At 39.5% G+C, this 12430-nt stretch carries 18 protein-coding genes; 17 read left to right on the top strand and 1 reads right to left on the bottom strand.

Annotated features, from left to right (window positions below):
• Nucleotides 1-61: 61 nt before the first annotated feature.
• The 14 genes from FE296_RS31700 to FE296_RS31635 all read left to right on the top strand — a co-directional run bounded on the left by FE296_RS31700 (nt 62) and on the right by FE296_RS31635 (nt 10274).
• Nucleotides 62-466 (top strand): DUF4259 domain-containing protein, encoded by a 405-nt coding sequence (locus FE296_RS31700; RefSeq protein WP_124114139.1) that lies wholly within the window; start codon nt 62-64, stop codon nt 464-466.
• A 220-nt stretch (nt 467-686) separates the two neighbouring features.
• Entirely contained in the window at nt 687-1313 is a 627-nt protein-coding gene (locus FE296_RS31695) for a Type 1 glutamine amidotransferase-like domain-containing protein (protein ID WP_150367613.1), read from the top strand.
• 188 nt (nt 1314-1501) lie between these two features.
• Nucleotides 1502-2296: a Cof-type HAD-IIB family hydrolase gene (locus FE296_RS31690; protein ID WP_150367612.1), complete on the top strand. Its 795-nt coding sequence runs from the start codon at nt 1502-1504 to the stop codon at nt 2294-2296.
• A 199-nt stretch (nt 2297-2495) separates the two neighbouring features.
• The gene (locus FE296_RS31685) at nt 2496-3257 is read left to right on the top strand and encodes a nucleotidyltransferase domain-containing protein (RefSeq protein WP_150367611.1); all 762 of its coding nucleotides are present in this window, start codon (nt 2496-2498) and stop codon (nt 3255-3257) included.
• Nucleotides 3258-3462: 205 nt separating this feature from the next.
• A complete protein-coding gene (locus FE296_RS31680; RefSeq protein ID WP_150367610.1) occupies nt 3463-4095 on the top strand; it encodes a hypothetical protein in 633 nt (210 codons plus the stop codon).
• Between the two features lie 112 nt (nt 4096-4207).
• Nucleotides 4208-4609 (top strand): GNAT family N-acetyltransferase, encoded by a 402-nt coding sequence (locus tag FE296_RS31675; RefSeq protein ID WP_150367609.1) that lies wholly within the window; start codon nt 4208-4210, stop codon nt 4607-4609.
• A gap of 121 nt (nt 4610-4730) precedes the next feature.
• Nucleotides 4731-5132 carry an NUDIX hydrolase gene (locus FE296_RS31670; RefSeq protein WP_150367608.1) on the top strand — a complete coding sequence of 134 codons (402 nt, stop codon included), beginning with the start codon at nt 4731-4733 and terminating at the stop codon, nt 5130-5132.
• A 529-nt stretch (nt 5133-5661) separates the two neighbouring features.
• Nucleotides 5662-6201, top strand: a complete 540-nt coding sequence (locus FE296_RS31665) for a helicase (protein WP_150367607.1) — start codon at nt 5662-5664, stop codon at nt 6199-6201.
• A 61-nt stretch (nt 6202-6262) separates the two neighbouring features.
• The gene (locus tag FE296_RS31660) at nt 6263-6919 is read left to right on the top strand and encodes a DUF4367 domain-containing protein (protein ID WP_150367606.1); all 657 of its coding nucleotides are present in this window, start codon (nt 6263-6265) and stop codon (nt 6917-6919) included.
• A gap of 30 nt (nt 6920-6949) precedes the next feature.
• A complete protein-coding gene (locus tag FE296_RS31655; protein ID WP_150367605.1) occupies nt 6950-7432 on the top strand; it encodes a DinB family protein in 483 nt (160 codons plus the stop codon).
• 54 nt (nt 7433-7486) lie between these two features.
• Nucleotides 7487-8026: a phosphotransferase-like protein gene (locus FE296_RS31650; RefSeq protein ID WP_124114157.1), complete on the top strand. Its 540-nt coding sequence runs from the start codon at nt 7487-7489 to the stop codon at nt 8024-8026.
• 115 nt (nt 8027-8141) lie between these two features.
• Entirely contained in the window at nt 8142-8621 is a 480-nt protein-coding gene (locus FE296_RS31645; RefSeq protein WP_150367604.1) for a DinB family protein, read from the top strand.
• 87 nt (nt 8622-8708) lie between these two features.
• Nucleotides 8709-9644, top strand: coding sequence for an acetamidase/formamidase family protein (locus FE296_RS31640; protein ID WP_150367603.1), 936 nt, complete (start codon nt 8709-8711; stop codon nt 9642-9644).
• Between the two features lie 48 nt (nt 9645-9692).
• Nucleotides 9693-10274, top strand: coding sequence for an HAD-IA family hydrolase (locus tag FE296_RS31635; RefSeq protein ID WP_190945685.1), 582 nt, complete (start codon nt 9693-9695; stop codon nt 10272-10274).
• A 39-nt stretch (nt 10275-10313) separates the two neighbouring features.
• On the opposite strand, the gene FE296_RS31630 is transcribed toward FE296_RS31635, so the two are convergent.
• Nucleotides 10314-10763 (bottom strand): DUF1569 domain-containing protein, encoded by a 450-nt coding sequence (locus FE296_RS31630; RefSeq protein WP_150367601.1) that lies wholly within the window; start codon nt 10761-10763, stop codon nt 10314-10316.
• Nucleotides 10764-10920: 157 nt separating this feature from the next.
• Between FE296_RS31630 and FE296_RS31625 the strand changes: the two genes are divergently transcribed.
• From FE296_RS31625 to FE296_RS31615, 3 genes are all read left to right on the top strand, one after another.
• Entirely contained in the window at nt 10921-11178 is a 258-nt protein-coding gene (locus FE296_RS31625; RefSeq protein WP_150367600.1) for a hypothetical protein, read from the top strand.
• 113 nt (nt 11179-11291) lie between these two features.
• Entirely contained in the window at nt 11292-11510 is a 219-nt protein-coding gene (locus tag FE296_RS31620; RefSeq protein WP_150367599.1) for a hypothetical protein, read from the top strand.
• 2 nt (nt 11511-11512) lie between these two features.
• Nucleotides 11513-12379 (top strand): methyltransferase domain-containing protein, encoded by an 867-nt coding sequence (locus tag FE296_RS31615; protein WP_317889442.1) that lies wholly within the window; start codon nt 11513-11515, stop codon nt 12377-12379.
• Nucleotides 12380-12430 lie beyond the last annotated feature (51 nt).

Raw genomic sequence — 12430 nt, 5'->3', positions numbered from 1 at the left:
TACGGGAACGTTATGTCCATAAGAGCTTTAAAACATAATGACACTTTTTGGAGGTTAATTGATGGGAGCATGGGGAACTGGAATTTTCGAGAACGATGATGTATTAGATTGGAAGGCAGATTTACTTGATTCTGATGACATCGAATTAATTGAAGAGACGATTGAAGAAGTACTAGAAGAAGATTATATTGAGTCAGATTTAGCTTCCAATGCTTTAGGCGCAATTGAGATCCTTGTAGCATTACAAGGTAATCCTGGGAAAGAAATTTTGAATAATCAAAGTAATACAGAGGATCTATATGACTGGATCAATAGACATAAAGGAAAAGGAAAAAAACTCATCTCAAAAGCTAAACGAGCAGTTAAGAAAATTAAGAAAGATTCAGAACTAAAAGAGCTATGGGAAGAATCAGAAGAATACCCAATCTGGTTAAATACAATAAATGACTTAGAAAATCGATTGTAATGAAATGGATAGCTTTTCGAGAAGAGGGAACTTCACATAACAAATATTGAAGTTGCAGCTCCGTAGGAGCCTTGGTCTGCTGGAAGGATTCCGATGAGGCAATTTCGGCAGACAACCTCTTTTGGGGTTCATTAATAAAAGGAACGTTGGCAGAAATCAGGGGAATGCTTAATTAAATTATAAAGATTAGATTAACTATTAGTTAAGGACGGTGATTTCAATGAGTAGCTTGTTACTAACCTCTTGTGGTTTTTATACTGAAGATATTAAAAATCAATTTCTGGATTTTATTGATGGAGATATTTCTCAATTAAAAGTCTCAATTATTACAACAGCATCCCCTAGAAAAGAAACTAATAGATATGCACAAAGAGCAATGCAAGAATTTAAGGACATGGGATTTCAACATATCAATTTTGTAGATATAGAATTTGATGACCCGCAAACTCTCTTACATAGAGATGTTATATATATCAATGGTGGAAATCCTTTTACATTATTGTATTACGCGAAGAAAAGTGGTGCTGATGAAATTATCAGAACACTGGCTGCACAGAATGTAATTATAGTTGGAGTAAGTGCTGGAACGTTATTACTGGGGCCGAATATTAACATTGTGGATTTCTTTACTCCACAGATGAACACAATGAATTTAACGGATTTTAAGGCATTAGGTGTAACCGACAAGCTTATTTTTCCTCACTATGATCGAGAGGACATATTTAAAGATAGCACTAATAAAACAATTGAAGAGAGAATAGTAGAATTTGAACGCAATGAGAACTGTAAGGTGACAAGGCTTAAAGATGAAGAATATATCTCAATCTTAATTAAGCAAGCACATTGAATCGAAGAAGCCCCTGAAATCTTGCCAACACTGTATCCACGCTGCTGTGCTACGCCCCTTAGGCTCCCAGTGGGATTTCGAGGAAGTAGCGTCCCGCAGACACAACACTCCTGCGAGGTTAAGTCTTCGACCCAGTCTCTCGGGTTCGTGAATACAACAACGGTAGATAAAATAACGAAGAAGTCTATATGGGAGTTGATTCATTGAAGTATTCAACTGTAGTTCTTGACTTGGACGGAACATTATTAAATTCAAAAAAAGAAGTATCTAAGAGAAACGTAGATGCGGTCTTATCATGTTATCAGAAAGGAATGAGAATAATATTTGCAACAGCTCGACCGCCCAGAGCGGTTAATTGGTTGCTTCCACAAGGATTAGTAGATATCGGGGCTTTTGTATATTACAACGGAGCTCAAGTGATATGTAAGGAAACCAAGATAGAAATTAATGAATCAATCCCTGCTAATGTAACTACAGAAATTCTTGATTACTGTTTGAAGTGTGACCCTCAAATTGAGCTGACTATGGAAGTGAAGGATGAGTGGTTTAGTTTAAGAGTGCTTGATTATATTAGCTCAATGAACACACAATCAAACCCCGTAGTAAAACCCTTAAAAGAACTAAAGCAATATGATGCTACGAAGATACTTCTGACTGGCAATAATCACAATTCTGGATTGTTTGAAAAATTCGAGGGTAGAGTGAATATACTAATTACGGATAATAATAACTTAGTACAAATCATGCCTCTTCTGGCATCTAAGGAAATGGCAATTACTAAACTCTGTGAATTATATAATGTAGAATTGGATTCCGTTATTGTATTTGGTGATGATCATAATGATGTAGGCCTCTTTAAGATGGCAGGATATTCTATTGCTATGGGAAATGCGATTAGGGAATTGAAGGAAATCGCTCATGAAATAACCGTTAATAATGATGAAAACGGTGTTGCTGTAAGTCTAGAAAGATTTTGTGGGTAACTCAAGGTTACTTTATCTAACAGTACATTCATACACAGTTGCACTTGCTCCTCGGTCGCCAAGAAGGATATCGGAGAAGTTGATTAAGGCGACACATTCAATCAGCTAAGTCTATTGCCCGTTCCCTACGGTAAGCTGCTTGAACGTCAGGAATACAACAACGTTAGCCGAAAGAAGTTCTATTTTAGGAGGAGTCTATGTGATATTAGAAAAAGTTATAAATAGAATTGCAATACAAAGTGAATATAAGGATTTGGTTGATAAGTATATAGATCATATACTTAACGAATTTAAAGGTAAGATTCATAGCATTTATATGTGTGGCTCGATTCCAAAAGGAACGGCTCAACCTTTTAAGTCAGATGCAGACTTTACTATTGTATGTGCAAATCCCGAAGATATTGATTACGAAAGATTGTCAATGATTAAAGACAGGCTTTTGGAAGAATATCCATTCGTCACTAAGATGGATACGATCATTTGCTCGATTGATGATGTATTAAGTAGACCGAATGATTGGGGTTTTTGGATTAAGATCATTTGTGTTTGCATACATGGGGAGGACATTGGTGAAAAAGTACCCCCGATCATAATTTCTCCAGAATTCATTTTAGACTTAAATACAGATACCAAGGAGGAAGTAGATCGTGTACATCGTTCACTTTCTAATGTTAGTGATCACTCAATGAAAACTAGATATATTAAAGGTTACTCTAAGAGATTAATTCGTGCATTATACTCTTTGGTTTTAGAAGATACAGGGGTATGGGAAGATGAAATCATTAAGATGAAGAATGCCATATTAAACTATTGTGAGATTGACTCCGCTTTAGTTGAGTATCTATATGCTTGTTACTTGGATAGTAGCAATGTACTTGTTGAAGAGTTTCTGAGAATCGCAGATGAAGTATATAGCTATTTTGAGAACGCTCTAAATACAATGGCTTCTTCCAGAAATTAATTTGGCTAACAACATTTTGACGATATTGGTCACTCTGAGAGACGATTTCGTCTTATCACATAATATTCAAGCAGCGGCTCCTGACGGAGCCATGGTCTGCTAGACGTATTTTGTGGAAGCGCTTCATCGGAATCATTCAACTAATGTTGAACGTTATGATTACAGGAACGTTAAGTAAAATAATGGTTAGTGAGAGGAGAATTAAATGCATATTAGAGGAGTAATTCTTGAGGGGTACTCAAATGCCGGGAAGACTTCAGTATTAAAAGCGATTAAACGGTATCAATCACAAGAAGAATACTCAGAACGGAGTGTAGTTATTCTTGGAGAACATTATTCTCAAATTTTGAATAATAAACATGGAGAATATGTGAGTCTAACGCGAGAAGAACACATTGAGTTACTTAAAGAGCGGGTTGAAATGCTAAAGAAACTTAACGATTGGGCAATTCAACTTGGTCCTGCATCTAGAGGATCTAGGGGACTATTTTATGTGCTGGAGAGGTTTCACTTAAATCATAGAGCTGCATTTGTAGATTCGGATTTGGATGAGATAAATAAAATAGAAGAACAGCTTGAGTCTTTAAACGCCAGGTGTATTTTGCTTACAATCTCGCCCGAAGTTGTAGAAGAAAGAATTAAAAGCAGACAACCCGAAGAATGGATCTATAAAACAGAAGCAGAAGTAAGATCGTCGGTAAATGAATTATTAAAAGTCCAAAATGTATTAAGATATGAAGCTCAAATCTCAAGAGTGCCAACAATCGAAATCAATACAGACGGTAAGGATTGGGATGAGTATGTAAGGGTAATCATGGAGGGCAACGACATCGCCTAACCAGATGTTCAAGCATCGTCGCTAGTGCTCTTCGGTTTGGTAGAAGTTATAAGCAGAAGGATGTATCCAGCCAGACGTATCAGATCAAAACAACAAGCATAGGAGCAATATTATGACAATCATTTTCAAAGAAATAAAAGACATTGATACACAAGCAATTCAAGAACTGTTTCACTCGGTGGACTGGAAATCAGGAGATTTCCCAGAAGATCTTAGACAAGCAATAAACAACTCGCATACGGTTATAACAGCGTGGGATGATACCAAATTAGTTGGCTTGATAAATGCATTGTCTGACGGCGTGATGACAGTATATTTTCATTACATGTTAGTACACAAAGAATATCAATCATTAGGAATTGGAAAGAGAATGATGGAACAAATGCTTAGTCGTTATTCTAATATCAAAACAAAAGTGCTTATATCCTATGATAGTGCAGAAAAATTCTATGGATTATTTGGATTTAAGCCAGAAGAAGGCACAAAAGCCATGTTTATTTCAGATATGGTATAGCATTTCGGGAGTTTATCAAAGAAGTTGGGATCATCAGATAACAACACTTTTCACTTCTAGGGATTTTAGCTATAGTGATTAGAGAAGAGTGGATATATAAACCAACATAGGAGGAATTAGAATGAAATTTATCGTTTCTGCAAGTGTAATCGTTCTCAATGAACATAATGAGATTTTACTCATGAAAGGTCGAAGAGGCTGGGAAATGCCTCAAGGTTGTGTTGAAGAAGGAGAGACTATTAGGCAGGCAGCAGTTCGAGAAGTGAAAGAGGAAACAGGGATTGACATTGAATTAATTAAATTTTGTGGTCTGTATCAGAACATAACGCGAGGCGTATGCAACAATATATTTACTGGAAAACCGATTGGTGGAGCTTTAACTACCAGTGATGAAAGTGAAGAGGTGGGCTACTTTACTTTAGAAGAAGCTGGGCAAATGATAACATGGGGAAATTTCTATAACAGAATTCATAATGCATTAGATGAGAAAATCCATCCTTTTTTGATTGAATTTTCAGAATAAGGTCACTCATTAGATAAAGACAAATTAACGCATTGGGTTTGCTACCTCGGCCCGAAGAGAAGATCTGGATAGATTTGAGTCACTCCTCTCTTGGTTGGTGATGTTCTTGACAAACACCATTCTACCCAAGATAGGGCGCTTTCTTATATTATTGTACCTTCGTAACTCAGGTTTAATTTCGCTAGTTTCTAATCAAAATACAGATATGAGAGTAGTTTAATATAAGGAGCAGACCGGGAACAAAGGTTGCTTCTTTTTTCGCTTTTACCCTTCGCAAATGGAACATTGTGGGTTATATTGGATATGATTTGGTTCTATAGTAGAGAAATGGAGAGGTGGTCAACTTTGGATGAGAATATACGTTTTCCGATCGGACACTTTGAGCCAAGTCTTAAATTCTCTAATGAGGAGCCTTGGTCAACTGCTATCATTTACCTAGGATTTGTATGTAAACGGATTCAGATTTAGATGAGAGACTCCGTTTGAAATATAAAGTCAAATATAAGAAAACTAGATTGGGGGGATGCAGATGTTGGTTGAAGACGAGAAAATATATCCTGACTGTTCAGTTGAAATAAGAATAGTAAACGTTGGCGGCTTAACAAAGCCACAGCTTATTCAGAAACTGGACCAACACTCTATTTTATTGAATAAATATGGAGAACAGTTGATAAATGATGAGAGATTTATAGTCTCCAATACAAAGCAAAGCTTGCAAACGGTTGAGTTGACCGTCAGGCAACTTGGATTTTCTGAGGGTGCTACGACTCTCCAGTTATTTCGAAGAGCAAATGAGCTTGGGTTGGAATGTTGTCCGGTTGAGTTAGGACCTTATTTAAGACTGCAATATTTGGATCAGCCTGAGATAGGTTCTACCCATATTTCAGAGGAGAAGAAAGCTCCGTCCGGCTCCATTACTATAGCATCTGCAGCCCTTACGGAGGATATTGATTTTCCAAAAGGTTTTTATCTCAGACGAAAAAACGACAAGTTATGGTTACGGGGATATCTTGCGGACCATTTACATACTTGGAGTCCTCATGATCGCTTTATCTTCTGTCGCGCTTAGCTACTATTGTATGAAGAACGAAAGGTATTTTGGTATTTGAAAGGGAAGGAGTTCAACACCAATGGATATCAAAAACAAAAGCGGAGATGTGCTTGGAAAAATTCAAATTGAATCTTTACGCAAAGATAGTGCGATTGACCGGATCGTCATTGACTTAAAGCCTGGTGAGGGGAAGGCGATTTACACCGCAAATGCTACAGAGAACCAATTCACGCAACAGACCAATTATGCAGCCATTCCATGGGAAGACGGGTTCGAACAATTGCAGAAACTTTATTCTCCATGGCAGCCGAAATTTCCGATTGACTCTGATATCGATGCCATTCATGTATTTTATGGATTTGATAATGTAACTCCGCAAGAAATCGAAGAAATGATTGAAGAAAGTAACAGGTCAGGCAGCAATGTAGTGATACGAGATCTGAAGCCAAATAAGAGGGTTGTGGGTATCAGCATCACGTATCAAGAATACGGTGGTTATAAACTTAATATTTTTGGAACAACAAAGAGCCGAATCACGTTGCCTGATCATGTTGGTACTACGGTTAAGCAAATAGCCATACGTGGCGTCCAAACATTTTATGTTGTCAATAACGAAGCTTCCCAACTGATATGGATCGAAGAGGATGTGCATGGGAAGGCACTTCAATACGAGATTATTGGCAGAAACATGTCAGAAGATCTTGTGATGAAGATTGCGAATTCAATGAACGGATAAATTTTATATTAATCTGAGTGAGGTGCAACGATGAGTTACAAAGCTATTCTCATAGACCAATTAAATGCTTGTTATCATGACAAGAGCTGGTTTATACCGCTGCATGATATTTTGACAGACCTCAATGCTGCGGAAGCCGCTTATGTAAAGAATGAGGGAGAGCATTCCATTTGGGCGATCGTCAATCATCTTATTTTCTGGAATGAGAGGTGGCTTGAGAGATATGTTGCCGAACAGGTCGACGGGCTGCATTCAGTGAATAATGAGGATACATTTGACATAGATCCGTCTAACCTGAACGATGTGGAGTGGTGCAAGACACTACATAGACTGAAAACCGTTTTTAGTGATTGGAACAGGGCACTCGAAGATAGCGATGAACATAAACTGACCCGTGAAATTCCTTCTTATTTCAACGCGCCTTGGTGGGGAGTTGTATCGAATCTATGTATTCATAATGCCTATCATATTGGCCAGATCATGCTGCTCAAAAAATCAATGAAACACACGTAATACACGCTGAATTAGGTTTATAAAATTATACTTAAGCAAAGGAAGATGACTTTCATGGAAAAAGGCAAAATTATATTTTTGAACGGTGTAACGAGCTCTGGTAAAACTTCAATTGTAGAGGCGATGCAATCATACGATGATCCGTTTTTCTATGTGGTCGCTAATGATCTTTTTGAAAATACGATCGGGGATAAACATCTTCAGACGGATTACTGGAAGTATCTGAGTGAAGCGATTGTAATGATGTATCATACGGCAAAAGTATTCTCAGACCATGGCAAGCATGTACTGATTGATGGCATACTTGTGGAAAGACCGGAGCTTGCGCCGCATTATGAACAAGTCAAACAGATTTTTGAAGGGTATCCACTGGATATCGTTGAGTTATATTGCCCTCTCGATATCTGTCGTCAGCGTAACATTGAGCGTGGTGATCGCAGAGAAGAGCAATCGGATGAGCAACATCAAATCATGGCTAAACACATCAACTATAGCTATTCGATTGATACAAGTATGAACAAACCGGAAGAATGTGCGGAGAGGATTATTGCAGCACTGTTCAAGACCCATCATGAACCATTGAAAAATATGTAAAAATGATACAACGAAGCTGGACATTCATGAGCATGTTGTTCCAGCTTCCTGGCTATCTGAGAGAACATATAGAGCAGTGAATCATTTCAAAAAGAAAGAATGGGGAAATGTAATCATGACCAAAGAGATTGAGCATTTGCTTCAAGCTTTTGAAGAGTGGGCGTTGTTTGTCAAGACGATGACTCATCTCGAGGAGAGGATATGGAATTCCAGCATGGAAGAAGGGAAATGGACGATAAAATCAATAGTAAGTCATATCATGTTATGGGACCGATATTTTTACAAGGAAGCGATTGAGAAGATTGCGCTGAAGCAGGAAGTTACGTTGAAACATATGAATTTTGAAGAGTTTAATCGCAAAGCTATTGAGTATGGTTCCCGCACAGAGACGTCGGAAATTGTAAATAAGGCTATCACGTACCGCCATAAAATTATGAATGATATTCGAGGGCTACCGGAAAAGCAGCTTCATCAGACGTATTTGGACGCAGAGGGTAACGTATTTTATATTCCCCAATACCTGAAAGATTTTATATGGCATGACCAGCATCATATGGAACCGTTGAAGAAATATCTTGCCAGTCTTGAAGCGTAAAGGATTTAGCATGTAGGAGGCGGCACGGAATGCAGCATGTGGCTTGCTTTGAATATAATATGTATCCCAAACCAGGGAGGGATTGTAGTGAGTACTCATACAATTGAATTAACTCAGGCAAATCTGATCGGTTCATTTACCAATGAGGTAACTCCCATTTTGAGCGTGAAATCTGGTGACACCATTCGTTTTCAGACGCTGGATGCGGGCTGGGGCACGGGTGTGACTTATGCGAAACGCATGAAACCTTTTGATCGACAAGGTGAAAAAGATGGAGGTCATGCCTTAATCGGTCCGATCTATATCGAAGAGGCGAAGCAAGGACAGACGTTGGAGATTGTTTTCAATGAGATCGTACCGGGGAGATACGGGTTTACTTCTGCTGGCGGATATCCGAACTGGCAGAACCAGAAGTTACATCTAACAGAGGTTGAAGAACTGTCGCTGAATTGGACACTTGATCGTCAAACGATGAGTGGAACCTGTGAAATACACGGGAAGTCCTTTACGGTGTCTCTCTCGCCGTTTATGGGAGTAGTGGGAATGCCACCAGAGTCACGAGGGATTCATACAACATGGCCGCCCCGCTATTGCGGAGGGAATATCGACTGCAAGGAACTGGTACAGGGAAGTAAATTATATTTACCTATTCCCGTAGACGGAGGTTATCTCGCAATTGGTGATGGTCATGCACGGCAGGGGGACGGTGAAGTCAGCTGTCAGGCCATTGAATGTCCGATGGAGCTTGTCGATATCACGATCAACGTGATTGATGATATGATTTTAACCAATCCTCGTGCACATACGCCGTCAGGCTGGATTACCTTCGGTTTTCATGAAGATCTGAATGAGGCTACGGTTCAAGCATTAGACGGGATGCTCCATCTGATGGGGGAGTTATACGGCTTGCAGCGTGTGGAAGCGATTGCACTTGGAAGCGCGGTAATTGACCTGCGTATCACTCAAATTGTGAATGGCGTTAAGGGTGTGCATGCTGTCCTTCCCCATGATGCCTTTAAGTAACTTGTGGCCTGTTATACGTCGTATTAGATGAACTTGGGGGTCGATAAAATGAAAGGCAGACCACAGATCGTTTTAGATATCGCAGGGGTTTTGTTAAGTAATATGTCATTGACGTGCTGGAAAGATATGAGTGAGGAAACCAACCTATCGGCAGAATCTTTGAAAGTACATTTTGCAGGAATCAAACGAAAGCTCTGGACAGGAATGATGAGGGAAGAAGAGTTCTGGCAATCGTTGAAGGAGATGTATCCCGAATTATCAATAAGCCGAGCGAAAGACATCTTGTACCATTCAATTGTTCCCTTACCAGCCGCTCAATACCTTGAGCGATGGAGTGAGTCCGCCGATATCCATCTACTCAGCAATCATTGCAAGGAATGGATTGAGCCGAATCTGAGCCGTTTAAGCTCATTTACCAAAAGTATAACAATCTCTAATCAAGTGGGTCTATGCAAGCCTGAGATTGAGATATACCAACGGGTCGAAACCTTCCTGGTAGCTGGAGAAGAGGTTCTATTTATAGATGATCAAGAGAAAAATTTACATTCTGCTAAGCTGCTTGGCTGGGAGACTTTACTGGCTGACAAAGAAGGAGATTGGGTTAATGAAGTTGAGTCATTGCTAATTTAGAATGAAATCCAGAAAACAATAAGGATCGGATATTACCTGCTAAACTCCAAATTGCTTTAGATGATGATCTAAATGCTTGTATATGCCTTTACCCCATTGCTCGGCTGTTAATTTTCCGAAGAAGGGATGGGGGTGGCGCGAGAATTTTTCTGAAGCACCTTGTTGAAAGATATTAATCTGCTGCTCGAGTTTTTCTTTTTCTGCTATAAACTGTCGATGGTCATCAATAATGATTGTCGGGATCGTAGACATATTATGGGGCAAGGGCTTGTCATTATAAAACATTGGTTTTGCGAACCGTCCGATAAGTCTCCCAAGTAATCCTCTAGGTGGAAAAGCATTTCCTAAGGGGATATCATGAAATGCTGAACAGTGAGCCAGCATTTGAGAGACCTGCATCGTGCCCCATTTAGGGATGGAATTTTCACTAAGTTGATCCATGCGCTCTGTAATTTCAGCAGCATTTATCGTATCAAATATACTTTTCACAAGAACACCTCAGTCCTCCAGGATATATAATTTGAACTTGAACTATCATCATTCTATTATTGAAAGGTTTATCCTCTTACTATCAAGAATAATAAGATATGGTAAGTTTAGTCAATGCATTATGGGAAAATCACGAATAAAATCGGAGGATGCGTACTTGGAAAATAAGGAAACGTTTAATCTCGTAACAAATCAATATGAACGATATAGACCCCTTTATCCGAGTGAAATGTTTCATGATATTTTTACATACCTGAATCTTAATAAAGAGGATTCCATTCTTGAGATTGGCTCTGGAACCGCCTTTCACTTCATTGATCCGGAAGTGGGTTACCGCCGGGCTTGGGAATTGTTAGAGAATACAGGCGGCATGGACTTTTCTGGACGATTCATGTACCGGTCTATGACCAGCTGAACAATGAAATTCGTTCCCACTACATAGCATTAGCCCCTCATGTGGATGATTCTCACTAACCTTCGCCAGATGAAGTTATCCAGGAGCGTAAAGAATTAACTGAGCGATCCTGCTTGTTCGCGGATATTACGGTTAAGGAGTATAACTGGATACAGTCCTGTTCCAGCGAAGAGTATGTCTCGCTGTTAAATACCAATTCCAAACATCAGCAGCTGTCTGATGATGTTCGGCGTTCACTTCTGGAGCGAGTCAAAGATTCGATCGATGCTGCAGGTGGAACGATAGAGAAACAACATAAGGTTGCTCTTTTTCTAGGGAAGAAAAAGGTCTAAGGATATATGTTTTCATTATTTCACAGAAGAACAGGAGGGAATATATGAGTGATCCGCGTTCAACATACAGTATCCAAACGGCAGTGTTAAGTTTACAAGAGGAATTAGAGAGGTTAAAGATGCAGGCGGTCATGGGGTGGTCCAAAGAATTCCGAAATCTAGAGTGGTATGGTTTGAAAAATGGAATGCGTGTATTGGAGGTCGGAAGCGGACCAGGTTACATTACAGAGCAATTATTAAACAGTCTGCCGGACAGCGAGCTTACCTCGCTTGAGATTGATCGTTCACTGCAAGCACAAGCCAAAGAACGGCTGAAAGATATTCCTTCCAAGCGATTACAATTTGTAGAGTCTTCCATCTACCAGATGGATCTGCCTGATGATTCTTTTGATTTTGTCGTGGCAAGACTTATCTTTCTTCATTTGAACAATCCTGATGAAGCTGCACGAGAGATATATCGTGTGCTTAAGCCTGGCGGTCGTCTTGCCATTATAGATGTGGATGATGGTGTTTTTGGAGCGGTGAATCCTGACGTTCCTGTTTTGCATACGGTATTAATGAAAATCTCGGACTATGTGGCACAACACAGCGGTAATCGCTTAATTGGCAGAAGTCTGCCACGTCTCCTTTCTGAGAGCGGATACATCGATGTTGACATTGATTCTGTCCTTCAACATAGTGATCTTTTAGGCATAGAAGGGTTTAAGCAGCAGTTTAACTCTAATCGCTTTGTACATTTTGCTGAAAAAGGTGTGATCAGTTCAGAGGAGTTTGCTCAGCTGCAACAAGCCTCTGATGCGATAAATCATTCGCCGGAAGCCTATGCCATGATGAATTTCATTACAGCTTGCGGCACGAAGCCCTTGTAAGAGCTGTGTACGTTTGAAATAAGCTGTACTTGCTCAGTGCTCGGACATTAT

Source organism: Paenibacillus sp. UASWS1643 (assembly GCF_008693195.1).
Taxonomy (GTDB): Bacteria; Bacillota; Bacilli; order Paenibacillales; family Paenibacillaceae; genus Paenibacillus; species Paenibacillus amylolyticus_B.
This window is presented reverse-complemented; position numbering and strand designations above follow the sequence as displayed.

What these genes read in the sequence shown, in the direction of transcription:
- FE296_RS31665 (WP_150367607.1), top strand. Translation starts at nt 5,662, where the DNA reads ATGTTGGTTGAAGACGAGAAAATATATCCTGACTGTTCAGTTGAAATA.
- FE296_RS31635 (WP_190945685.1), top strand. Translation starts at nt 9,693, where the DNA reads ATGAAAGGCAGACCACAGATCGTTTTAGATATCGCAGGGGTTTTGTTA.
- FE296_RS31675 (WP_150367609.1), top strand. Translation starts at nt 4,208, where the DNA reads ATGACAATCATTTTCAAAGAAATAAAAGACATTGATACACAAGCAATT.
- FE296_RS31680 (WP_150367610.1), top strand. Translation starts at nt 3,463, where the DNA reads ATGCATATTAGAGGAGTAATTCTTGAGGGGTACTCAAATGCCGGGAAG.
- FE296_RS31660 (WP_150367606.1), top strand. Translation starts at nt 6,263, where the DNA reads ATGGATATCAAAAACAAAAGCGGAGATGTGCTTGGAAAAATTCAAATT.
- FE296_RS31655 (WP_150367605.1), top strand. Translation starts at nt 6,950, where the DNA reads ATGAGTTACAAAGCTATTCTCATAGACCAATTAAATGCTTGTTATCAT.
- FE296_RS31645 (WP_150367604.1), top strand. Translation starts at nt 8,142, where the DNA reads ATGACCAAAGAGATTGAGCATTTGCTTCAAGCTTTTGAAGAGTGGGCG.
- FE296_RS31650 (WP_124114157.1), top strand. Translation starts at nt 7,487, where the DNA reads ATGGAAAAAGGCAAAATTATATTTTTGAACGGTGTAACGAGCTCTGGT.
- FE296_RS31690 (WP_150367612.1), top strand. Translation starts at nt 1,502, where the DNA reads ATGGGAGTTGATTCATTGAAGTATTCAACTGTAGTTCTTGACTTGGAC.
- FE296_RS31700 (WP_124114139.1), top strand. Translation starts at nt 62, where the DNA reads ATGGGAGCATGGGGAACTGGAATTTTCGAGAACGATGATGTATTAGAT.
- FE296_RS31695 (WP_150367613.1), top strand. Translation starts at nt 687, where the DNA reads ATGAGTAGCTTGTTACTAACCTCTTGTGGTTTTTATACTGAAGATATT.
- FE296_RS31670 (WP_150367608.1), top strand. Translation starts at nt 4,731, where the DNA reads ATGAAATTTATCGTTTCTGCAAGTGTAATCGTTCTCAATGAACATAAT.